This window comes from Membranihabitans marinus, assembly GCF_021729155.1.
Lineage (GTDB): Bacteria > Bacteroidota > Bacteroidia > Chitinophagales > Saprospiraceae > Membranihabitans > Membranihabitans marinus.
On the sequence record NZ_JAJQYA010000019.1, the window covers coordinates 26,113 to 49,668 of the forward strand.

Consider the following 23,556-nt stretch of genomic DNA (forward strand, 5'->3'; position numbering starts at 1 on the left):
TTAGTAAAGTAAATTATTAACAATAAGATACAATATTATGAAAAGCGTAGAAAATATGAAGTCAAGTTCTTCTCGAAGAAAATTTTTAGGAATTTCAGCGCTGGCTGCTACTGGGATAGCTGTTTCCCCTCGGTTTGCTTTTGCTGGCATTCCAACATCATCACGTAAGGTTCGTGTGGGTGTAGTAGGAGGTAGATTTGGGTTGGGATTTTATTTCAATGAACACCCCAATGTGACGGTTGAAGCGGTAAGTGATTTGCGAGCTGACCGAAGAGCTGCCTTGATGAAAAGGTACGAGTGTAGTAAATCTTATGATTCCTTAGAAATATTACTCAAAGATCCCAAGATCGAGGCAGTGGGATTGTTTACCCCGGCCCCAGATCATGCCAATCATGTAGTACAAACCTTACGTGCAGGCAAGCATGCCTTATGCGCTGTACCTGCAGCTCTGACTATCGAGGATTGTTATCGTATTTTAGAAGCCGTCAGATCAACTGGGAAAAAATATATGATGGCTGAAACATCGACCTATAGACAAGAGACTATTACGGCTAAGAAAATGTATAAGGAAGGTAAATTCGGAAATTTATTTAGTAGTTCGGCTCAGTATTATCATCCCGGCTTAGAAGAATTATATTTTAATCCCGATGGCAGTGCCACTTGGCGACATGGGTTACCTCCTATGTTGTATCCTACCCATGTCACTGCCTTTTTGATTGCCGTCACCGGTGAGCGATTTACACATGTTACAGGATTAGGTTGGGGCGATGATGATCCAATGCTAAAAGGAAATCCTTACAATAATCCTTTCTGGAATGAAACTGCCTTTTTTAAGACGGATCGAGGTAATTCTTTTATTGGAGAAGTATGTTGGCGAGGAGCACTAGCTCACGGTGAGAGAGGGGAATGGCGAGGAGATAAGATGAGTTATTATATGGGACAAAAAAATGAACCGGTGCACACCGTTCATGCTGGAGATAAAATGGTGAAAGATGATGGTGGATTTACAGTTGCTCATCCTGAACTCAAACCATACGACCAAGAGAAATGGTATGAGACCGATGCCTTGCCAGAAGCCATGAGGCATAATAGTGGGCACGGGGGATCTCATACTTTTATAACCCATGAGTTTATCTCATCCATAATCGAAGATAGAGAACCAGAAATAAATATTTATGAGGCTTTGGCCTATACGGCTCCAGGCATTATTGCTCATGAATCGGCGCTTAATGATGGGGAATGTATGCGGATACCTAATTTTGATATATAGTAAATTAGTAAAAGATTGTTGAAGTTTTAATGATGGTGAGGAAGCTTCCAGAATATAGCCTAATAATCGTTAAGCTATGTTAAGGCGCTTTTACATTTATCAATCACTTGAGATTGTAATAAAGTAATAAAAATGATTAAAAGAGATAGATCGAATAAGATTCTAAAAGAAAATGAACAATGGATACCTGGAGGTGTGGTATCTCTAAATAGAAAATCAGATCCCAATATTTGTTTTACGAGAGGACATGGGAGTCATGTATGGGATGTAGATGGCAATGAGTATATCGATTATCAGGCCGGTTTTGCGGCTTCATTCTTGGGTCATAACGATGCTGATATCAATGCCGCTGTTGCTCAAACCATAGCCGATCAACAGATTCTGATGGGGGCTGGACCTACTGATTTAGAAGGTGATTTTGCCAAGTTGTTTTGTGATTCGGTACCCAATGTAGATAGTATTCAAATTACAACTACAGGGTCTGAAGCTACTTATCACGCTATTCGTATTGCTAGGGCGGCGACCAAAAAAGATCATATTATTGTGATGCAGGGTGGTTATAATGGTTGGCATAGTGATGTGGCATGTAATGTTATCAGCGCTTTGGATGATATTGGACCGAGAGTGAGCCCAGGGGAATATCCCATTGATTCCATTTCAGCTGGAATTCCTCAGAGAAGTAAGGATTTGGTTCATGTTGTCAATTTTAATGACTTGGATTCGGTAGAATATATTCTAAAAAGACATAAGGTCGCCTGTATTTTATTAGAACCTATTTTGCAGAATATTGGAATTGTTAAACCCCAGCCTGGGTATTTAGAAGGATTGCGGAGTTTGGCCGATCAACACGGTTTCCTACTGATCTTTGACGAGGTCAAAACAGGATTTAGACATTCGTTGGGAGGGTACCAAAGTATTTGTGGAGTCGTACCCGATTTGAGTACGTTCGGGAAGGCTGTTGCCAATGGTTATCCTTTGGGTGTTATTGGAGGGAAGAAGGAATATATGGATTACTTTGTACATCCTGATAAGAGGGAAAGAGTGTTGATTGCCGGTACTTTTAATGCCTTTCCATTGACTACTGCTGCAGCCATCGCTACCTTAAAGAAACTGGGTTCGGAAGAACACAAGGTCTATGATCATGTAGAGCGATTGGGTGCAAAATTGGAAGCTGGTTTAAATGAGATATTCTCAACCTATGCCATCGATTTTAAGGTGGCTCGACAAGGGTCGGCTTTATGCACTTATTTTATGGATCATCTTCCTGTTGATTATCACGATATATTGACTCATCACGATTTTAATTTTGATAAAAAGTATAGAATTAAGTTGATTGAAGCCGGTATTTTCAATTTCCCTCTACCCATTAAGCAAGGAAGTATTTCTTTCGCTCATACCGATGCTGATATTGATGCGACATTGGAAGCCACGGCGATGGTAATGGATAAGTTGATGTCGGATGTAAAAAAATCTAGAGTGATTAAAGAAGAAGTATGAAAATAACTGGGATTGAAACCATGGTTTGTCATGCTCGTATGAGAAACTGGATTTTCGTTAAAATAATTACCGATCAACCTGGACTTTGGGGGTGGGGTGAAGCCACTTTAGAATGGCATACTAGATCTGTAGTTGGTGCCATCGAAGATTTGTCGACTCTATTGATCGGGGAAGATCCTCGAAGAATAGAGCACTTGTGGCAAATGATGTATCGTCAACATTTTTGGCATGGCAATGGTATCGTTAGAGGTACCGCTATCAGTGGAATTGATATTGCATTGTGGGATATATTAGGAAAAATACACGGCGTACCCTGTCATCAATTGTGGGGAGGAAAGGTGAGAGATTCTATTCGATTATACTGTCATTTAGGCGGGGGTAAAATGGAGGATTTTTATGAAACCAAGATCAATGATGCTGGGCGGTTCGGGGATTTGGCTTTGGCAGCTGTTGAAGATGGATTTACTGCATTTAAATCGATGGCCGTCCCAGAAACCATGGCCTTAGAAGGATTGAAACCTATCCTTTATGCAGAATCATGTGTGCAAGCTATGCGAGAAGCTGTTGGAGATGATATCGATATTATGGTGGATTGTCACGCTCGCCCTAGTCCGCGTATGGGCATGTTGTTTGCCAAAGCATTGGAGCCTTATAATTTATACTTTTTTGAAGAACCTTGTTGGCCAGAAACCATGGAAGATATTGCCCTTATCCAACGATCGGTAAAGACGCCGATTGCCAGTGGGGAACGATTGATTGGTGTGCATGGCTTTAGAGATATGTTGGAAAAACGGGCTGTCAGCGTAATTCAACCCGATATTACCCATTGTGGAGGTTTGAGTGAAGTCCGGAAAATTGCCGCATTGGCTGAGGCATATCGGGTGGCTATCGCTCCACATAATCCTCAGGGGCCTGTGAGTACAGCTGCTTCCATTGAATTTGGTTTTTCTTGCTCATCCTATATTATATGTGAGAGTGTGCACAGTGATGTACCTTGGAGAAATGAGGTGGTGACGGAAGGTTACACCTTGCAAAAGCAAGGAAGGACGGTTGGGCCAAATACAAAGCCTGGCCTGGGGATAGAAATCGATGAGGATGTGGTGAAAAAACATCCATTCCAACAAGAAATATTGCAACGTAGCTTCTATAAGGATGGCAGTGTGGGTGATTGGTAAATGTTTCGATTTTTTTAGAACAGAATAAAACAATCATAATGAAAAGACAACATCAAGACAAGGTCGCCATTATCAGTGGAGGGCTTGGAGATATAGGTAGAGCTACCGCCAAAGCTTTGGCGGTAGCGGGGGCTGATATCGCCATCTGTGATATTCTTCCTGAAGAGGAGGCTAGAGAATGGGTTTGGGAGTTGGAAAAATTGGATGTTCAAGCAAAATACAATAGGGTAGATATAGCTCAAGTGGATCAAGTTCATGCTTGGTTGAATGAAGTGGAAGCGAAATTGGGTTTGCCCTCTATTATCATATCCAATGCTGGCATTGCCACTCTAGGAGGGATACATGAAATAATGCCTGCTCAATGGGATAGAGAAATTCAAATCAATCTCAATGGGAGTTTTTATATGACGCAAGACGCTACACGGCGAATGGTAGCTTCTAATCTGTCTGGCCGAGTAGTATTTGTTGGGAGTTGGGCGGCTCATGCCGTACATCAAAACTTACCTGCATATTGTGTGTCTAAAGCGGGTGTCCGAATGCTTTGTCAATGTATGGCTTTGGAATTGGCCCCTTATCAAATATTGGTTAACGAGATTGCCCCAGGATTTGTGGATGCTGGATTGAGTGGTCGAATTTGGGCTGATCATCCATCATTAAAGGAAGAGGCAGTAGCTAAAGTGCCTATAGGCAATGTAATGTCTGCCGATGCAGTAGCTAGACAGATTCTTCAGCTTTGTCATCCTGACAATGACCAAATGACGGGAAGTACAATTTTAATGGACGGAGGATTATCCTTGTTAAAATAGTGTTGTATGAAATCGAAGGTTATCCACTCAATAGAACCCTCTACATTTACTGGTATTATCGGTGTTGCTGAGGTTGATATAACACCTCCGATAGGGATTTATACTGGAAACTGGGGGGCAGCAAAACAACACGTAGCTACTGGGATACATAGTCCTTTGTACTTAACGTGTTTGACTCTTCAGGATTCTGATCAAAATCAGCCCTTGGTGATGATTTCAATGGATCTAGGGTGGTGGAAGGATGGCAATGATGAGAAGAGAGTTCGAGCAGCCGTATTAAGTGCATTGAATTTGTCAGAAGAAAATCTTATGATTTGTCTGACTCACACCCATGCTGGACCAAGTATTTGCAGTGGGGATATAAATAAACCAGGTGGTGACCATATTGAAAGATATTTGTCTCGTCTAGAGGATGCCATGATTAAAGCCATTAGTCAAGCCATAGGCACGGCAAAGCGATCAACTTTGACTTGGCAATACGGAAGCTGTGACTTGGCCAAAAATAGAGATATGTCTGATATCCATCAAGATAGAATGTTGGTGGGTTACAATGCCGAGGTTGAAGCTGATAATACCTTGCTTGTTGGACGAGTGACAGATGAAGATCATACGACAAGGGCAATATTGGTGAATTATGCTTGCCACCCTACAACTCTGGCATGGGAGAATACGGAAATTTCACCTGATTATATCGGTGCTATGCGAGCCTTGTTAAGGAAGGAAACAGGAGCTATATGTTTGTTTTTGCAGGGGGCATCGGGTGAATTATCACCGATTGTTCAATATGTGGGGCAACAATCTGTCGCCGATCAACACGGTCGTATGCTGGGATATGCCGTACTATCTACCTTGGAAGCAATGCCTAGAGCGAATCATCAATTATCCTTAGATGGAGTAGTGGAATCGGGTGCACCATTGGCAGTGTGGAAAGAGAAGCCTATTTCTGTAGTTTCCCTGTGTAAAGCTTATAAAATTACAGTGACCTTACCTTTGAAGTCAATGCCCATTGCAGCCGAATTACAAGCTCAATATGAAGCAGAAACGGATGCGGTATTAAAAGAGAGATTGTGGCGAAAACTTTGTATCCGGCGAGCGATTGGTGATGGTTTTGAAATGGAGTCTTCGGTTTGGATATGGAAATTGGGATCTTCATATTTGGTTGGACAATCCAATGAGACGTATTCTATATTTCAACAAAGATTGCGGCAAATCATATCTCCTCATACCATTGCTGTCATGAACTTAGTGAATGGATCGGTTGGGTATTTACCTCCTCAATCCTATTACGACAAGAATGTATATTCTGTTTGGCAAACCCCATTTGAAAAAGGTAGCCTAGAAATATTAATGGATCAGTTGGCTATTACTTTGGATTCAATCAAAAATAGAAAATGAATTTAAACTTATCTACAATAGACATTACCATATTTGTTATTTATTTATTGGCCATTATTGTTATTGGTATCATTGCTTCCCGAAAGGGGCAGAAAACAAAGCGAGATTATTTTTTAGCTGGCGATAAGTTGCCCTGGTATATGGTCGGAGGTAGCATAATTGCCGCCAATATTAGCAGTCATCATTTGGTAGGGGCTATGGGTGTGGCCTATGAACGAGGTTTTGTCGCGGTAGTGATTGAGTGGGGCGCTATCCTAATTGGTTTCAATGTTCTTTTGTGGATCTTTTTACCTTTCTATATTAGAAATGGATTTTATACGGTTCCTGAATTTTTACATAAGCGATTTGGTACTGGCGCAAGGACGGTATATTCTGTACTTATCCTATTTACCTATGTCTTGGTGGAAATCAGTGGGGTGTTATATCTAGGGGCTTTAGCCTTACATTCACTCATTGATATTCCTATTATGACTAGTGTATTAGTACTTGCTATACTTACTGGTGTATATACGATAGCTGGAGGTCTTCGGGCTGTTGTATGGACTGAAATGTTGCAATTGACCATACTGATCATTGGAGGGATTACCCTTACTTTTGCAACCTTGAATGCCACAGGGGGATGGTCTGCGGTGTGGGAAACCTCTAAAGATTGGGATTTAGTATTGCCGGCTAACGATCCAGATTTTCCATGGACCATGTATTTGGGAGGTATGTTGTGCATTAGTGTGTTTTATTGTGCCACCAATCAGTTTATGGTACAGCGGGTGATGGCTGCCAAAAACGAGTGGCATGCCCGTATGGGGGTGATTTTTGGAGATTATTTAAAATTTTTAGTTCCCCTCATTATAGTGGTTCCCGCTTTGGTTGCACCGAAGATATTCCCCAATTTGGAACAACCTGATTTGTTGTTTCCGATGTTGGTCGAAGAGTTATTGCCAGCCGGTTTGGTAGGTTTAGTGATGGCTGGTTTGATCTCAGCTATTATGTCTCATCTGTCTGGTGCTATTAATTCTTGTACAACCATACTTACTGTGGATGTATATTTACCTTATTTTAAGAAAAATGCATCTGACAAGCAAGCCGTGCGATTTGGTCGTATATCAGGAACGGTTGTCATTATTATTGGCATTTTGTGTACGGGGCTGTTTTTAAATCATTCTGATAAACCAGTATTTTTATATTTACTAAATGCCTATGGATTGTTTACTCCAGGGATTGCGGCTATGTTTTTGTTGGGTATTTTGTGGAAACGAACCACTCATGCTGGTGCTCTGGCTGCTGGACTATTGACTATTCCTATGTCCATAGCAATGGAAATTCTATTTCCAGAAATGCCATTTTTTAATCGGACGGGAATCGTTTTCTGGGCTTGTATGCTGCTATGTGTAGGCGTTAGTTTATTGACCAAACCCAAACCAGAATCACAGCTCGTCGGCCTTATTTGGACGAGAGATAGTTTGTCCCTGCCTGAAGAAGAGCGAGGTCTTAATAAAGGGGTTCGGAATCCATTTATCTGGTGGGCTTTAATAACTCTGGTTGTATTGTATTTTTATATTCGATATGCCTAAGGGCCGGGAGGGAATTCGTTAAAAATGGATTATTTAAATAAAAAAGACAGGGGGCTAAAGTTTTAATCAAGTAGTTTTTGAATTTTTAAAGAGGTTTTTGTTATTGTATTTGAATCGAGAAAGTCTTTCAGTTGTCTTATTGCCATGATGATATTTTCAATTTAAAGTTCAACTTCCAGAAAATTATTTTCCTTATATATTTCTAGATTGACAAATATAGGACGATGGCCGTAATTAATGACAACCTATGTGTAAGCTTGTTAATACAAGTCTTGTTTTTCTCAACTATGTTTTGATTATTTTTAATTACATTGGGTTAACCTTTTCTAACTCAAAAAACACTAATGCAGAAAGTTAGTTTTGAAAAATTATCTAAACAACTTCAAAATGGTAATAAGGAAGAATTTAAACTTCTGTATTTGCAACTTAGACCCCAATTTATACGATTTAGTAAGCGCATGGGTTGTACAAAAGAAGAAATAGAGGAAGCTTACAACGATACCTTTGTTTCACTTTATGAGAATATTGTGCATCGAAAAATAGAATCCCTAAAAAGCTCACTCAAAACCTATGTTTTCGGTATAGGAAAACATATGTTGTTGGCAAAAATAAAATCTCGTGATAACCAGAGTCTGTCTAGGCAGCAGTCTGTTGAATACAAGGATTTTGTGTATAATATTCCCAATGATAATAGCCCTTTGATTGAGATGATTAAATGGGGTGTATCTTCTATGGGAGCCCAATGTCAAGAAATATTGCATTTGTATTATTATCAAAGGTATAGTATCGATGCGATTTGCCATCATTTGAAATACAAGAATAGCAATACCGTAAAAGCACAGAAATCTAGATGTATGAAAAAATTGAGGGAAATAATTACTTTAAAAATAGAGAATGGAAATCACTGAAAAAGAACTTGATTTAATCGATCGATATTTAAGTGATGCACTTTCAGATAGCGATAAGATTTATTTTGCTGAGTTGGAAAATGATTTAGATTTTAAATCTGCTCTTAAACAAAGAAAGGACCTCGTTGAAGGAATTCATGCACAGGGACGAGAAATCTTGAAAGCGGAGTTTAAATCTTGGGTAATCGATTCGGGAAAACGGAAAAAATATTTCACTATTTCATGGTCATTCGCCGCAGCCGTTGCGGCTCTGCTGATAGGATTTTTTTATTTTAATTCTTCTCCTCATTTAGATCTATCTAAATATGACAGCCCATTTGTCGATATAATTAGCGAGCAAAAGAGGACGATTCAAAACGATCAAAGTCCATATGCTGAATTGATGAAGGCTTATAATGCCAAAGATTGGGGACTTGCAGCAAATGAATTGACAAATTTTTATCGAGAAAATCCTGACGAAATACATGTGCTTATGTATGCTGGTATTGCTTCATATCACAATGAGATGTATGAAGAATCTATTGTGTTATTCAAAGAATTGAATAATAAGAGCAAAGACTCTACCTCCAATGAAGTGGCAGAGTGGTTTCTAATATTGTCTTATATACAAGAAGATCAATTTGAAATGGCAAAAGACTTGCTTCGTGATTTATCTAAAACCAATCATTATAAAAAAGATCAAGCGCTTCAACTTCTTAAAGAATTAAACTAGATGTAGATTTTATTTTCTCGTTTAAATGGTTTGTTTTAAATCTAAACAGTTCGTCAAAATTGATAGAAAAATGGTATATTGACGTCTAATGTTTTAAATTAATACAATCAGTTGAAAGTAAAATTCTGGAGCTTCGGTATTATTATATTAGTCTGTATCGGAGGTATATCAGTGGTTCATTTAAGTGCTCAATCCACAGATTTTGGGGACAAGATAGTCGCCTCGAAGGATTCACTTCCTTATTGGGATAGTTTGAGTACAAATTATATCTTTTCAGGGAGTTACGATTCTAGTAAAATCATTTTGTTGAAGGGCTTACCCATTATTAAATCCAGTCAAGACTGGGATTTGTTAGTCTTTTTCTTATTTAAATTGGGTTATATAAAAGAACAGTTGGGGAAAGATCCAGCATCTGAATATTTGGAAGCGGTTCGAATAGCTGAAAAGTATAATGTCAAAAAGCATCTCGCCATGTTGTACCAAAAGGTAGCTTATGTGGAGAAAAATCGAGGTCGATTACCCCTGGCTGTTGAAAATGCTGAAAAAGCAATTAAACTAGCAATTGAATTAAATGGAAGGCCAGATGCCGCGCAATTGGTTAATTTAAGTTGGTTTCGTCATGAAAACAAAGAACCATTAAAGGACTGTTTGGAAAGTTTGAATAGAGGTGAATCATTATTTGCTAATGAACCAGGTTCTTTACAGTTAATTTATCACGGTTTTTCAGAATTGTATTTGTTTAAACGAGAGGATTATTCAAAAGCATTGATATATTTAGATAAGGCTCTTGCCGTGAAGTCTGACAGATATAGGACGAAATCATTGGCCAATAAGGCCATGGCTTTGGATGAATTGGGGCGTTCATTGGAAGCGTTGGAATATCAGCAATTGGCAATGGAATCGTATTTTCCTGATTATGAAAGAGAAGATATACTTTCTATCCCTAGATTGAATCCCAATCTGACTTTTAAACAGCATTGGTATCCCCAAAAACTGGGTAAATATTTGCTTCGTATGGGCTTGGAAACAGAGGATGTCGAGTCTTTACAATCTGCGCTAGTGGCCATCGATCGCTCTGTAGAAATGTTAGATTTTTATCGACTTTCCTTAAATCGGACCGAAAAAAATACTTTCGCCAAGTATCAGAGGAAAAATGTGGAATTGGGCATAGAAATATGCTACCAACTTTGGCTACATTCTAAGGATCAACATTATCTCGATCGCATATTGGGATTTATGGATCACGGAAGATCGATGGTATTATTAGAGAAAGAAACTTGGCTTGAAATTTCAACCAATACCCAAGAGTTTCGACAAATAGATAGTCTGTCACGTGAAATTCAATCCATATCAATAAATCCTGAAATCGAATCGACAAAAGTTAGCGATTCCTTAGTGGCCGAGATGACGGATGATTTAATTCGGTTAAAGAACGAGTTGAGAAAGGATAATACAGGGTTGTTTGAAAGTCAATTTCCTGACTTTATAAGTTTAGAAGAGGTCTTGGATCAAATAAGTTCAACGAATCATGCTGTTATTAGTTATTTTACAACAGCTCATCATGTTTACACTTTAGGAATATCGAAAGATACCGTATTTGTGATTCAAAATAAAAATATTGGTATTGATTCCATTGCTTCCAAACTTCACAGTCTCTTAAAGACTAAGTCGTCAAAATATCAATCATTGACAGGAGTTTTATACGATGAACTTATTGCCCCTATTTATCCGCAATTGCCTCAGAAGCATTGGACTATCGTTCAGGATTATTCATTTGATTTTATTCCCATTGAAATATTGCAAACCAGCTCTGTGGGGGCAGGAAGGGAAATTCTTTTACGGGAAAAAATTATTAAAAAAGCACCTAGTATTACGCTGTTTTTTAAATCTAATAAGAGGACTTTTAAGCAAGAAATGCTGGCCATGGCCCCTAGTTTTCAAGAAAATTTCAGTGATAATAATCAACGAGGCGATGACGTAGGTCTTGTCCAGCTTCAAGGAGCAAATGATGAAATAGAGGAATTAAAATCTATTTATTCAGGCAGGTTTTTATCTGGGAAGGAAGCAACAAAATCATTCTTTTTGGACAATGCCCATAAATATAAATATTTGCATTTAGCTACTCATGCCATCATTAATGAAGATCGTCCTGATGCCACGAGTTTGGCTTTTTATTCAGCGGAAGCAATTGGAAATGAGGATGGGTTTTTGCGTCAACATGAATTATATGGGCTTCAATTAAGTTCGGAATTGGTTACTTTGAGTGCGTGCAATACGGGAATCGGCAAAGTTTATCTTGGAGAGGGAATCTCTAGTTTGGCAAAGGCTATAGTTCATGCGGGTAGCAATAATGTATTGATGAGTTTGTGGCCAGTAGACGATGCTGTTACTTCCGATTTAATGATTTCTTTTTATGATAATTTATCTCGAGGATATCAGGTGTCCGAGGCATTATCTAAAGCCAAAATTGATTTTATTAATTCCCATCCAGGAGACTTAAAACATCCCTTTTATTGGTCGGGTTTTGTATTGTTGGGAAAACAGTCAGAAGTCGTTACTTCATCAGGATTATATTTTATTAAATCAAATGCAGTATGGATAGGAGCGGGTCTGTTCCTATTCGTTGTTATAATTTTTTCGATTAAAAATATATTTTTTAAAAATTAGCGTTAACCTTTAAGTAAATAAAGTCCACCAATCATTTTAGAATCGCATCTCCCAGACCATGAATGTGTCTCGGCGATCAATTTTTTATAACCTAGAAAATTTTAAAATGAAAATTACCAACTTTTATTTCCTTGCTTTGACATTCGCGATGTTTTTGTGGACTAATTCCATAAATGCACAAGATTTTTCCAATAAGAAAACCACGATTGTACAGTTTGATTTTATGATATTTGAAAGCTTTTATAATGCATTAGATCCTTATTCACCAACGACAAGCCGAGAGAAATCTGATTATAAAACGGCTAAGGAATATGCGAATAAATTGTTTTTAGATAAGTTAAATGAAATGGTTTCAGAAAAATTAAAGACAGAAGTAGCCATTCAATTGGAACCCATGACTGCATTGGAAGACTATAAGGTCGTATACAATCACTATGGTTTTCCTAATACCATCATAGCAAAACCAGTGATTAAAAAGGTTAGTAAAAATGGATATAGTTCAGATTATTATTTGGCAGTTAAGACGAATATTCAAGCGTCAACCGATATTTTGGGGAAGGCCAAGCTGGTGAATCAAGTGAAAGATCAAATAGATGTTGTCATCGTCCTATATGACGATAAAGGCAATAAACTCGATAAATTTGAAGGGAAGTATAAAGCTAAAGAAGCCAAAAAAGCGAAAAGTTTTCCTTCTGGAAAGTTCAATAAATTGGAAAGTGACTATATGGATCATTTGGTTGAAATGCTCCTGCCTGGTATCGAAGAAGCAGTGGATAAGGCTGTAGTTAATATGGTTGGAAGTTAAAGACTAAATTTTAAGTATTATTTAAATGCAACATTGTTGCATGTGACTAACGGATAGTTATATTTGCATCATTATTGCATTTAAATTATACATTGATGATTAAAACTTTTTTAAATCCTTTTGTCGTATTTCTTTTAATGGGCTCACTTCTATTTTCTTGTGAAAAGGATGATATGGATATAGAAGTTGGTGAGGAAGACAAAGAATTTAGATATGTTCGTTTACTGGTTTCCGATGAATTGAATACTGATCTTTCTTATCTCAATCCCTTTAATGAAACCATTGAATCTTTCCATGCCCAGTATCCTGGATCTAGTTTGTATGCCACCGAATCTAAAAGGTATGCAGCTCTTATTCATCGAAGTAATAATTTGTTGGAAACATTCGATACTGGATTGGAATTCCACGGTGACCACGTAGATGTAAGGGGAACTCCGAAATTTGGTGCATTGATAGGAAATTCTGCTCAACCCACTCATTTTAAGAGTAGTAGAGGAGAGTTGATTACCTTTAATGATGGAGATGGAACTTTGTCTTTTGGCAAAGAGAGTGATATTCATACGGTTGGGGCAGAGATGGAGAGTTTGGATCTCGGTTTAGAAAAGCATCACGGTGCTATGGCTTCTTTTTCAGATGGGACTTATGCAGTAACCGAAAAGGATTACAGTATTGAAGGTACTTTACCTGAAAAAGTGAAGATAGTAGATGGTGATGGAAATACGGTTCACGAGGCTGTGATTTCTACTCAAGGTATTCACGGAAATGCTTCAGATGGTGTCTATGCGGTCTTTGGATCTGTTGATGGAATATTGGTTGTGGAAAGCGATGGCAATCAGAAAATTATTGATTATCCCGGAGATTTTGGAACGGCATGGATTGGAAGTATATACGAGACCAATGTGTCAAATAAATTTATCGGTTTTACTGCTACCAAGGGAGCCTATTTAATCGATGTTGCTGAAAATTCGATAACTGCCATTTTAGAAGACACTGAAATTATGAAATGTGTTCCCAGTTTTGATGGCAATCGTCTGGGTTTATTGTTGTATTCTGGGGTTTTAAAAGTATATGATTTACATACTAATTCTGTGGATGAGGAAATTCAAGCCATCTCCCTTGTAGACAAAGATGAAGAAGGTAAGCCCAATATGAAATTGACTTCAAAATATGCCTATGTAATCTTCCCCAATAGCGGTGAATTATGGCAAATTCCCATAACTGATGATGGAATCAAGAAGGTGTATGCCTTGGGAGGAAGACCGTATCAGTTGGAGATTTTGGGGTATGAAACCAACGAAAGTCACTAAATGTTAGAAGTATAGAGAATATATTAATTAAGAGTATAAGTGTTGTGTGTAATCACCTCATGATTTTAACTGGAAAGTGAATCATGGGGTGATGTTTTTTTAGAGATCACTCAATTATTATTGGCAGAATTCTAATTATTTGACTGGAAGGTAAAACTTATATTGGTTCTTTCTATGTAAACACTAGCCAGTATAGCGGTGAATATTAGAGTATTTGCCTCGTGCAAATACATGATTTTTTTCGTAATGACTGAATTTATATTATTCTCTATTAGATAGATCAACACTTAAATTTCAATTGATGATCACATAAAAATGAAAACAATGCATGTTATTATTTTCCAATTACCTCACAGTGTTTATTCTTCACCAATATTATAAAAGGGATGAGATTGATCATTTAAAGGGAGACTAAAATTGGAATTTTCTGTATTGAAATAAGAGAAAGTGGAGTATTTAAAAAAATATAAAAACCTTCCATAGGACACCAGTTTAATATAAAAAATTCGGTAATGTTTACTTATGTCCAAATTAATTATTAATATTGTTTCGAAAAGATTAGCAAAAATATATTGGTTCTGAAATAGATATGATCGAATTTATGGAATTCGAATGAAGAAAGGGCGGATTAAAAAATTCGGATTTTGTCTAATAAGGAAGGAAATGGAATATGGGAAACGGTAATGTGAATAGTGATTTTCAACTAGTAAAGGCATTTATCAATCAAGATGATGACGGTTTTAGTCAATTGTTTGATCGATATAAGGACGATGTATATACCTATTCCTTGAGTTTGTTGAAGCGTGAAGATTTTGCTGAAGAAATAGTCCAAGAAGTTTTTATGAAAATTTGGCTATACCGAGATCGACTCGATATGAATCAAAATTTTAAATCATTTCTCTTTACACTAACCCGAAATTTTACCTTCAATTTTATGAAGAAGGCCGCCGGTGATCGCAAATTGAGGGAAGAAGTGTTCAGTTTAAACACTGAAGAATTTAGTCCTATCGAAACCGCCATTCAAGAAGAGGCCATGGAGAGTATAAAGCGAGAAGCCCTCGACTTATTGCCGCCCAGACGTAGAGAAATTTTTCAGATGTCGCGATTTGATGGTAAAAGTTATCAAGAAATAAGTCAAGAGCTGGGCATTTCTCTTAGTACGGTCAAAAGTCAAATGAGTAAGGCCTTGGAAACAATGCGCGATTTTATGAATCTTCATCGCGATATAACCATCTCTCTTGTCTTTGTGATGATGTATTTATAAGTCCTTATTACTCCATACTTTAGGTGGGTTGCTCGGCTTTGGTATAATTGCGTGTAATGTTTGTGCAGGGGAATGAAGTATGGATTTATTTCAGTGTGTCGATATAAAATTTATATTTTTTAAGGTAGGAGTAGTACTTTTTATTTTTTGAATTGTATTCTATTTAATAAGATTGGTTTTGTCCTCATTTTGGCAATTTCATTCTAGTGAATACAATACATGGAAAAGGGAAATAACATTCAGAAAGTACTGAGGAAATTTGTTGATAATACATGTTCCGAAGAAGAGCTTCAACAAATTATTGATCACATCAATAGTGGTAAGGCATCACCAGATGAAGTACCTACCGTTGAAGAGGTATTGTCTATATTGGAGTCCAGACAAAAGTTAAGTGACAAAGCTGCCGCGGGAATTTATACTAATATTGTCGGTTCTAAAATCGCTCGAGAACGTGAGCCCAATCCTAAGTTGAGATATTTGAAAATGCATTGGAAATCTGTGGCTGCTGTAGCCGCCATTATTATAATGACCGGTTATGGTATTTGGACAACTACAGTTAATCCAGCTGAAAATAATAAGGATATAGTAGAACTTGTTGAAAGTCAATTGAATCTGGGTGAAGAAATGATCACCTTGGAATTGGACAATGGCAAAGTGGAAATTATTCGTCCAGATGGCAGTGTTGTATTACAAGATGAAGAAGGAAATATACTGGGACGGCAAGATCAATCTGGATTAAATTATACAGAGAATAATGTGGAAGTACTGACCTTTAATACTTTGAAAGTGCCCTACGGAAAGCGATTCAAGGTGGAATTGTCTGATGGGACGACGGTGAATTTAAATGCCGGTACTTCACTTCGATATCCAGTGAAATTTTTAGAAGACGAAGAAAGTCGATCGGTTTATTTAATGGGAGAAGCCTATTTTGATGTGGCCAAAAAGGAGGATCAACCCTTTATTGTACACTCCGAAGGTGTGGAAGTAGCTGTACTCGGCACGGCTTTTAATATGTCAAACTATCCTGAGGATGAAAACACAGACGTTGTCTTGGTAGAAGGATTGGTTCAATTGCAGACCGATAAGAAAGAGACCAATGACGATTCCGCTCACCTTCTCCAGCCTGGGTATAAGGCTAGTTTTGATAAACAGGAAAAGACTTTTTCTCAACAAGAGGTATCTACGTCCATATACACTTCATGGGTAAATGGAGGTTTGATCTTTCGAAATATGGCCTTTGAAGATATTCTCATTAAGCTAGAGCGCAAGTATAATGTAGAGATAAACAACACCAATGCCGCGTTAGCCGATGTCAAGTTCAATGCGAGTTTTGAAGATGAACCCATTGCCAATGTGCTGGAATATTTTAAAACCGTCTATGAGATAGATTTTAATATAGAAAACAACGTAATTATTATTCAATAAAAAATTGCTTATGAAATAAGAACGACGAAAATAAAAATCGGGAATATGTTGGCGCACTTCCCGATTCATTATTAATGTGATTACACGTAATTATTTAACCACACAAAACTATTTAAAGGTATGAAAAAACTTCTTTACAAAATAAGAAGCGGCCATCTTATTACAAAAATTGATTTAAAGATGAAGCTAAGCGTTTTTATTTTCTTCTCTACTTTCTTGACCATTCAGGCGAATACCAGTTATTCGCAGAAGGCAGATATAAGTATGAAGATGAATGGAGTGACGGTCGAACGCTTATTGGAAGAGTTGGAAAGTTCGACAGAATACAACTTTGTTTACAAGATTGAAGATGTTGATCTCAAGAGAACGGTGTCTGTAGATGTAGCCAATGAAAGTATTGAGAATCTTTTGGATCATTTGTTTTACAACACAAAAACTGGATATAAGATAATCAAAAAACAGGTGTTTTTGGTCAAACAAAAACCTACTAGGTTAAACCGTATTTTACGGTTTTTACAGCCTAAAGACAACCAATTAAAGATCGTTCCAGCTGTTGTCGTAGATTCATTGACTGGTATGGTGGTCGATGAGTCGGGAAACCCACTCATCGGTGTAAATGTCTTGATAAAGGACAGCGATCGCGGTGTAGCCACCGATTTTGATGGTCGATTTTATTTGTCCGATGTCGATGATGAAGATGTTCTATTGATATCTTATATCGGATATCAAACCACCCAAGTGCCGATTGAAGGTAAAAAGTCATTAACAATAACCTTACGCGAGGATTTGCAAACTTTAGACGAGGTTGTCGTAGTCGGTTATGGGGTTCAGCGAAAGAGTGATTTGACTGGTTCTGTAGCTCAAGTAAAGGCTGCTGATTTGCAGGCCTATCCTTCCACTGGTATTACCCAAGCTCTGCAAGGTAGAGCGGCCGGTGTTTCTGTACAGACCAATAATGGAGGAGAGCCAGGCTCTTCTTTTAAGGTCAGAGTGAGAGGATCGACATCGATCAATGCAGGTTCAGATCCATTGTATGTAGTTGACGGATTTCCCGGTGGGAGTGTGCCCCCAGCGGAAGATATAGCCTCTGTAGAGGTGTTGAAAGATGCTTCGGCTGCTTCGATTTATGGATCCCGTGGCGCCAATGGTGTTATATTAATCACTACTAAAAAAGGAAAAACGGGAGCACCGATGATTCAGTTGAATTCTTCAATTTCGTCGCAAAAAGTGTCTAAATATATGCCAGTAATGGAGAGGGACGACTACTTGGATTATATCAATGAGATAGAGCCGGGAAGATTTGATTTGACAGGAAATTATCCCAATACAGATTGGCAACGGGAGGTGTTCCGCAATGGATTGCAACAAAACCATCAATTGGCTGTATCTGGAGGAGCCGATAAAGTCGATTACTACCTATCAGGGGTGATATACGATCAAGAAGGTATCATTATTAACTCTGAGGCCAAAAGATATACCCTCACCAGTAATTTCAATGTTCAATTAAAGGATAATATTAAATTAGGAGCTAACTTTTATGGAACTCAGTCTTCCAATCAAGGAGTATTGACTCAAGAGGGTACTGGAGGATCCGGCAATACCGGAGTCGTGTCTGGTGTATTGATTATGGAACCCATTGTTCCTATCTACAATGCTGATGGTAGTTATGCTATCTCTCCTACTGGAGATCCCCATGACAATCCGGTTGCAATAGCCACTGAAAGAATTAATGAATCATTGGGTCATGGATTTCAAGGGAATTTTTTCACAGAAATTTCTTTGCTTAAGGATTTTACATGGAAGTCTACCCTAGGGTTTAATAATTGGAGTTCTAGGGCAGGTAGTTTTATTCCAACTACCCTAAACGCAGGACAGCAAATCAATGGTGAAGGCTCTATCACTAATAGTAAAAGCTATAATATGGTCACTGAGCACTATCTTACTTATAGTAAGGAGTTGGCGAACATCCATAATTTGACACTCTTAGGAGGGTATTCTTTTCAAGAGTTTAATTATGAATCTTCCAATGCTGCCAGTCGAGATTTTATAACCGATGCTTTTGAATATTGGAATTTGGGAGGAGGAGCTTTGGCTAGAAATCCGAGTTCTACCTTTGTGGAATCTGAGTTGGCATCGTATTTTGGAAGAATTAATTATCGATTGTTTGACAAATATTTATTGACCTTAAATGCTCGATACGATGGGTCATCAAGATTTGCCAAGAACCATAAATGGGCCTTCTTCCCATCTGGAGCTATTGCCTGGAATTTGGGCAAAGAAGAATTTTTGAAAAATATAGCCGCCATTAATGAAGTCAAATTGCGTACTAGTTATGGTATTACAGGAAATCAGGCCATAGGAGCTTACCAATCTTTGGCTCGATTTAGAACCATACCCAGTACCGTTATCAACAATACTTTGGTCAATGCTGTGGCACCCAATACAGTGGCCAATAACAACTTGAAATGGGAAAGTACAGGTCAGTTAAATGTTGGTTTGGACGTAGCGATCTTAGATCGTCGTATATCATTTACTGCAGAATATTATAATATGCGGACTAAGGATTTGCTATTTAATCTTCCATTGCCGCAGTATTCTGGTTATACCAGTTTGTTGAAAAACATTGGGGTGGTTGAAAACATTGGCTACGAATTTTCAATTTCTACGGTGAATATTGAAGATGAATTGAGATGGACTACCGACTTTAATTTCTCTACAAACAAGAATAAGATCATAGAATTGCCGAATGGAAACGATATTTTTTCAAGTTCAGCGCCAGGACATATGGTAGGTGTGGGCGCGACTCAGGTATTAAGAGAAAATTACCCCACTGGGCAGTTTTTTGGCTATATATATGAAGGAGTGTATCAGGAAGGTGATGAATTTTTACCCGGAGCTGGTTTTGAACAAGAGGCAGGAGGAGAAAAGTTTAAGGATTTAAACGGAGACGGAAAATTAGATAATCAGGATAGAACCATTATAGGTGATCCCAATCCCGATTTTACATGGGGTTTAAATAATTCCTTAGAGTATAAGGGGTTTGATTTAAATGTCTTTGTTCATGGTGTGATAGGAGGAGACATCTATAGTTTTTCGATTTATGAACTGGAAACATTGAATGGTTATTCCAATACTACATTGAATGCACTAAACCGTTGGACGCCACAGAATACCAATACCGATGTGCCTAAGGCCAATGGAGACCGAGCAAGAGTTTCGTCCGATCGATTTATTTACGATGGTAGTTTTGTAAGAATTAAAAATATTTCATTGGGCTACAGTGTGCCGAAAAAAGTGTTGTCTCGATTTGGGATTATGGATACACGACTTTATGTAAGTGGTCAAAACTTGTGGACGATTACCGATTATCCTGGGTATGATCCCGAAGTCAATTGGCGAGGTAGCAATACTAATCAAGGCATGGACTATGGAGGATATCCCTATACGCGTTCAATGACGATAGGACTTCAGGTTAAGTTTTAATTCAATAAAATGGAATACAATGAAAAATATAAAATATAAATCAATTCAAATAAAAGGAATCAGTAGACAATTGCTGATGTGTTTAATACCATTGTTCTTGTTCAATTGTACAGATTTAAAGGAGGATCCCATTGGGGTTTTAGCGCCTGAAGGCTTTTTTAAAACGGAAAAGGATGTTCAATTGGCCATCAATGGAGCCTATGGCAAGATCGCTGCCGATGACTATTGGGGCCGAGAACTGTCTTTAGCTATTGGGTTAAGTGGTGATATGATGGATATAGGCAATCGAGGAACGGTGGCTGCAAGAATTCAGATTAATGATTTTAACGCCAATGCTTTTAATTCACTTATAGGCAGGTTTTGGCCAGCATCTTACTCGATTATCAGTACAGTAAATACTGCGATGGAAGGGGCTGAAGTAGTGGAAAATGAGGAAGTCAAGAATGCCTTAATCGCTGAGGCTCGATTTTTACGTGCCTTTACCTATTTTAATTTAGTGCGTCTGTTTGGCGATATTCCCTATATTGACAAAGCCGTAGTAGATCCAGAGGCAGTAGGGGAAATTTCAAAAACATCAGCCACTGTAGTCTATGAAAAAATTATAGAGGATTTAAATTTTGCCATCGATCACCTACCGATGAATCACATTCAAAATGTGAGAAGTAGACCATCGAAGGGAACAGCTCATACGATGTTGGCCGATGTATATTTGACCTTGTCCAACTGGCAGGAGGCATACAACCATGCCAAATACGTGATCGACAATGCCAATACTCTTGGTTATGGGTTAATTGATGACTATCAAACCCTGTACAAAGCCACTGAGCAAGATGGGTTGGCTGAGCATGTTTTTGCCATTGATTTTAAGGGCAATGAAGGATCTTGGCCTTATAATGTGGACAGTCATCCTGCTTTTACAGGTACTGGTGGTTCAGATGATATGGAAGGTTGGGATGTAGAGGTGCCCAGCATGGCAGTCTACGACACATGGGATGATAGAGATTATCGCAAGTCAGTGGCCATGTTTGACAGTGCCTATTTTGATGGAGTCAAAAAGTCTTATTTGGATTTTAATACTCCACGACCTCATATTGCCAAATATAGACGATTTCCTGGGAATGCTCAATCTACCGGAAACACCGGGGATACCAATTACGCAATCTATCGATATGCCGAGGTGTTGTTAACGGCAGCAGAAGCCCTTAACGAACTCAATGGTGTCAGTCAAGAGGCTATAAATTATGTAAATCAAGTCCGGGAAAGAGCTAGAAATTGGGCTGGTACTGCCACTGATTTTCCAGAAGATTTATCAAGTGGGTTGAGTCAGGACGAGTTTAGAACAGCTGTATTAGAAGAGCGCAGACTGGAATTGAGTTTCGAGTTTAAGCGATGGTGGGATATAAAGAGAAGAAATATGGGTGAAGAGGTTTTTAAAGGTCCAAATTCATTGGAACCTCGAGAAAATTTTACTGATAATCACTACTTACTTCCTTTGCCTCAAGGAGAGTTGGATCGAAATCCCAATTTACTACCCCAGAATCCAGGTTACTAATCAAATAATATATCAATGCCCTTATCCTAAATAAGCTAATTAAAAACTGATTTAGGGTAAGGTCATTTTTAAAATGAAGATAATGTTGAAAAATTTTTATGTGAGCTTAATCGTATTGGTTTTTCTGAACCAAAACCTTTATGCACAGAAAGAATTTGTGTTAAATGAAACTGAATTATACGATAAAATAACGGGCTATTGGAATGGTCAGTTGGTCGGTAACTATATGGGCTTTCCTTTTGAAAACATCTACGACAGAGAACCTCTACCGGTTTTTGTGGACAGATATTACGATTATGGAGATCTCGATACGATTGATGTAAAGATGAATTTAAATGATCGGCGATCCTTTGTTCGTATTATGGCAGATGCCATGGGAGGGGCATGGAGTGACGATGATACAGATATAGAATTCGTTATGTTGCATGGATTGGAAAAATATGGGTTAGATATAACCTATGCCGAAGTTGCAGAATTGCGTAAGAGTCATGTCAATCGATTTATTTGGGCGGCCAATGCCAATGTTCATCGATTGTTGAACGAAGGAGTTTTACCTCCAGAGACGGGCAGCAAAGCCAATAATGATTTTTGGTACGGTTTGACTTCTCAATTAATCAATGAATTGTGGGGAGTAATCTATCCCGGTATGATTGATAAAGCTGCACATTGGTCTTCTTGGGGCGGTCATATCACCAATGACGATTGGGCTACACATCCTACCATTTTTTATGGTGCAATGTATAGTGCGGGTTTTTTTGTTGACGATATCCATGAATTGATTAAAATAGGAATGCGGAAATTACCCAAAGACAGTCCTTTTTTGGCCGGCATTCAAGATGTTTTGAAGTGGCATAAAGAGGAAGTGGATTGGAAAATGTGTAGACAAAAAATCCACGATAAATATTTTAGAGAAGTAGATGGATTTAGAATCCCATTTCCGATTATGGGGTCGACAGTGAATGGTTTAAATGCCGTGATGGCTTTGCTCTATGGAGAGGGAGATTTTACCCAGACCATGGGAATAGCTATCAGTACGGGATACGACTGCGATAATCAAGCGGCCACTCTTGGCGGATTGTTGGGAGTAATGTACGGCAGTGAGGTAATCCCGAAACATTTTACCCATAACTTGCCTTCTAGGGGTCAATGGGAGTTGCCTTTTAATGATACTTATATTAATTATTCGAGAGATAATCTGCCCAATTACAATAAAATAAGTGATATCGTCAAGCGAATAATGGCCATAACAGAAGATGCTATCCTCGAGAATAATGGAAAAATAGAAATTGCAGACGGCGAAAAGCTTTATTATATTGATTCTGACTTGTAGCGATTAATAATACGAATTACATTTATAATTTATAAGCTCACCCACCCACGACACGGGGGGCGTGGTGCCCTCGTTGAAGGTAGATTTACTACCTTCAGTACTTCGTACTTTACTCGGTTATCTTTCGATTTATTGTAGAGCCGCAATGCCAACCCATCCGAAACACTGAGGTTCACCCACCCGAAGCACAGTGACTTCGGTTCCCTCGCCAAATGTCCATTAAGGACATTTGGTTGCTCTAAGGAGCAACTTTGCTCGGTCATCTTCATCAAATGCCCTCAGTGGGCATTTGGTAGTCTTTCAGACTACTTCATTCAGTCGTGGCTTAAATATTGTGGATTAAGACGTAATGCTATACTGGTAGTAGTATCTTAACTAGGAATTCCAGGGCA

The 23,556-nt window shown here is 38.3% G+C and carries 16 protein-coding genes; all 16 read left to right on the plus strand.

What is annotated here, in order from left to right; genetic code table 11:
- Positions 1 to 37: 37 nt before the first annotated feature.
- The 16 genes from LVD51_RS12525 to LVD51_RS12600 all read left to right on the plus strand — a co-directional run bounded on the left by LVD51_RS12525 (position 38) and on the right by LVD51_RS12600 (position 23,164).
- Positions 38 to 1,270 carry a Gfo/Idh/MocA family protein gene (locus LVD51_RS12525; RefSeq protein WP_236971721.1) on the plus strand — a complete coding sequence of 411 codons (1,233 nt, stop codon included), beginning with the start codon at positions 38 to 40 and terminating at the stop codon, positions 1,268 to 1,270.
- A gap of 132 nt (positions 1,271 to 1,402) precedes the next feature.
- Positions 1,403 to 2,767, plus strand: coding sequence for an aspartate aminotransferase family protein (locus tag LVD51_RS12530; RefSeq protein WP_236971722.1), 1,365 nt, complete (start codon positions 1,403 to 1,405; stop codon positions 2,765 to 2,767).
- Positions 2,764 to 3,942, plus strand: a complete 1,179-nt coding sequence (dgoD, locus tag LVD51_RS12535; RefSeq protein WP_236971723.1) for a galactonate dehydratase — start codon at positions 2,764 to 2,766, stop codon at positions 3,940 to 3,942. Before LVD51_RS12530 ends, dgoD begins: the two co-directional genes overlap by 4 nt.
- A 38-nt stretch (positions 3,943 to 3,980) precedes the next feature.
- Positions 3,981 to 4,748 carry an SDR family NAD(P)-dependent oxidoreductase gene (locus tag LVD51_RS12540; RefSeq protein ID WP_236971724.1) on the plus strand — a complete coding sequence of 256 codons (768 nt, stop codon included), beginning with the start codon at positions 3,981 to 3,983 and terminating at the stop codon, positions 4,746 to 4,748.
- A gap of 6 nt (positions 4,749 to 4,754) precedes the next feature.
- The gene (locus LVD51_RS12545; protein WP_236971725.1) at positions 4,755 to 6,143 is read left to right on the plus strand and encodes a neutral/alkaline non-lysosomal ceramidase N-terminal domain-containing protein; all 1,389 of its coding nucleotides are present in this window, start codon (positions 4,755 to 4,757) and stop codon (positions 6,141 to 6,143) included.
- Complete coding sequence (locus tag LVD51_RS12550; protein ID WP_236971726.1) at positions 6,140 to 7,711, plus strand: SLC5 family protein; 1,572 nt, start codon at positions 6,140 to 6,142, stop codon at positions 7,709 to 7,711. The genes LVD51_RS12545 and LVD51_RS12550 overlap by 4 nt, the downstream gene beginning before the upstream one ends.
- A 344-nt stretch (positions 7,712 to 8,055) precedes the next feature.
- Positions 8,056 to 8,619 carry an RNA polymerase sigma factor gene (locus LVD51_RS12555; protein ID WP_236971727.1) on the plus strand — a complete coding sequence of 188 codons (564 nt, stop codon included), beginning with the start codon at positions 8,056 to 8,058 and terminating at the stop codon, positions 8,617 to 8,619.
- A complete protein-coding gene (locus tag LVD51_RS12560; RefSeq protein WP_236971728.1) occupies positions 8,606 to 9,331 on the plus strand; it encodes a tetratricopeptide repeat protein in 726 nt (241 codons plus the stop codon). The genes LVD51_RS12555 and LVD51_RS12560 overlap by 14 nt, the downstream gene beginning before the upstream one ends.
- A 111-nt stretch (positions 9,332 to 9,442) precedes the next feature.
- The gene (locus LVD51_RS12565; RefSeq protein WP_236971729.1) at positions 9,443 to 11,998 is read left to right on the plus strand and encodes a CHAT domain-containing protein; all 2,556 of its coding nucleotides are present in this window, start codon (positions 9,443 to 9,445) and stop codon (positions 11,996 to 11,998) included.
- 106 nt (positions 11,999 to 12,104) lie between these two features.
- Positions 12,105 to 12,803, plus strand: coding sequence for a hypothetical protein (locus LVD51_RS12570; RefSeq protein ID WP_236971730.1), 699 nt, complete (start codon positions 12,105 to 12,107; stop codon positions 12,801 to 12,803).
- Positions 12,804 to 12,898: 95 nt separating this feature from the next.
- On the plus strand, positions 12,899 to 14,110 hold the full coding sequence (locus LVD51_RS12575; protein ID WP_236971731.1) for a hypothetical protein: 1,212 nt from the start codon (positions 12,899 to 12,901) through the stop codon (positions 14,108 to 14,110).
- A gap of 670 nt (positions 14,111 to 14,780) precedes the next feature.
- A complete protein-coding gene (locus LVD51_RS12580; protein ID WP_236971732.1) occupies positions 14,781 to 15,374 on the plus strand; it encodes an RNA polymerase sigma factor in 594 nt (197 codons plus the stop codon).
- A 219-nt stretch (positions 15,375 to 15,593) separates the two neighbouring features.
- Positions 15,594 to 16,799, plus strand: a complete 1,206-nt coding sequence (locus LVD51_RS12585) for a FecR family protein (protein WP_236971733.1) — start codon at positions 15,594 to 15,596, stop codon at positions 16,797 to 16,799.
- A gap of 180 nt (positions 16,800 to 16,979) precedes the next feature.
- Entirely contained in the window at positions 16,980 to 20,282 is a 3,303-nt protein-coding gene (locus LVD51_RS12590; RefSeq protein ID WP_236971734.1) for a TonB-dependent receptor, read from the plus strand.
- 19 nt (positions 20,283 to 20,301) lie between these two features.
- Positions 20,302 to 21,834, plus strand: coding sequence for a RagB/SusD family nutrient uptake outer membrane protein (locus LVD51_RS12595; protein WP_236971735.1), 1,533 nt, complete (start codon positions 20,302 to 20,304; stop codon positions 21,832 to 21,834).
- An 82-nt stretch (positions 21,835 to 21,916) separates the two neighbouring features.
- Entirely contained in the window at positions 21,917 to 23,164 is a 1,248-nt protein-coding gene (locus LVD51_RS12600; RefSeq protein WP_236971736.1) for an ADP-ribosylglycohydrolase family protein, read from the plus strand.
- Positions 23,165 to 23,556: the final 392 nt, after the last annotated feature.

What these genes read in the sequence shown, in the direction of transcription:
- LVD51_RS12525 (WP_236971721.1), top strand. Translation starts at nt 38, where the DNA reads ATGAAAAGCGTAGAAAATATGAAGTCAAGTTCTTCTCGAAGAAAATTT.
- LVD51_RS12530 (WP_236971722.1), top strand. Translation starts at nt 1,403, where the DNA reads ATGATTAAAAGAGATAGATCGAATAAGATTCTAAAAGAAAATGAACAA.
- dgoD (WP_236971723.1), top strand. Translation starts at nt 2,764, where the DNA reads ATGAAAATAACTGGGATTGAAACCATGGTTTGTCATGCTCGTATGAGA.
- LVD51_RS12540 (WP_236971724.1), top strand. Translation starts at nt 3,981, where the DNA reads ATGAAAAGACAACATCAAGACAAGGTCGCCATTATCAGTGGAGGGCTT.
- LVD51_RS12545 (WP_236971725.1), top strand. Translation starts at nt 4,755, where the DNA reads ATGAAATCGAAGGTTATCCACTCAATAGAACCCTCTACATTTACTGGT.
- LVD51_RS12550 (WP_236971726.1), top strand. Translation starts at nt 6,140, where the DNA reads ATGAATTTAAACTTATCTACAATAGACATTACCATATTTGTTATTTAT.
- LVD51_RS12555 (WP_236971727.1), top strand. Translation starts at nt 8,056, where the DNA reads ATGCAGAAAGTTAGTTTTGAAAAATTATCTAAACAACTTCAAAATGGT.
- LVD51_RS12560 (WP_236971728.1), top strand. Translation starts at nt 8,606, where the DNA reads ATGGAAATCACTGAAAAAGAACTTGATTTAATCGATCGATATTTAAGT.
- LVD51_RS12570 (WP_236971730.1), top strand. Translation starts at nt 12,105, where the DNA reads ATGAAAATTACCAACTTTTATTTCCTTGCTTTGACATTCGCGATGTTT.
- LVD51_RS12575 (WP_236971731.1), top strand. Translation starts at nt 12,899, where the DNA reads ATGATTAAAACTTTTTTAAATCCTTTTGTCGTATTTCTTTTAATGGGC.
- LVD51_RS12580 (WP_236971732.1), top strand. Translation starts at nt 14,781, where the DNA reads ATGGGAAACGGTAATGTGAATAGTGATTTTCAACTAGTAAAGGCATTT.
- LVD51_RS12585 (WP_236971733.1), top strand. Translation starts at nt 15,594, where the DNA reads ATGGAAAAGGGAAATAACATTCAGAAAGTACTGAGGAAATTTGTTGAT.
- LVD51_RS12590 (WP_236971734.1), top strand. Translation starts at nt 16,980, where the DNA reads ATGAAGCTAAGCGTTTTTATTTTCTTCTCTACTTTCTTGACCATTCAG.
- LVD51_RS12595 (WP_236971735.1), top strand. Translation starts at nt 20,302, where the DNA reads ATGAAAAATATAAAATATAAATCAATTCAAATAAAAGGAATCAGTAGA.
- LVD51_RS12600 (WP_236971736.1), top strand. Translation starts at nt 21,917, where the DNA reads ATGTTGAAAAATTTTTATGTGAGCTTAATCGTATTGGTTTTTCTGAAC.